At 55.3% G+C, this 309-nt stretch carries 1 pseudogene and 1 other annotated feature; the pseudogene reads left to right on the forward strand.

The features are described from left to right. Positions 1-309, forward strand: a pseudogene (locus ACUHMQ_RS21235) (transposase); the annotation flags it as partial. Next, positions 241-309 (forward strand) — a sequence feature (AL1L pseudoknot). This feature is flagged as partial in the annotation. (Overlaps the previous pseudogene by 69 nt.)

Raw genomic sequence — 309 nt, forward strand, 5'->3', positions numbered from 1 at the left:
ACGCGCTGTCCGTATGGTTTTTGAACATCGGTCAGAGTATGAATCCGAATGGGCTGCCATCGAATCCATCGCTGCCAAGATAGGGTGTGTTGCGGCAACCTTGCACGGCTGGGTGCGTCAACATCAGAAGGATGTCGGTCTGGTTCCCGGCACAACCACCGCAGAGATGCAACGAATCAAAGATCTGGAACGCGAAGTCCGAGAGCTGCGTAAGGCGAATGAAATTCTGCGCTTGGCCAGTGCTTATTTCGCCCAGGCGGAGCTCGACCGCCGGTTCAAGCCATAAAATCGTTCATCGACGCTCACCGG

The organism is Chitinimonas violaceus, assembly GCF_052601015.1.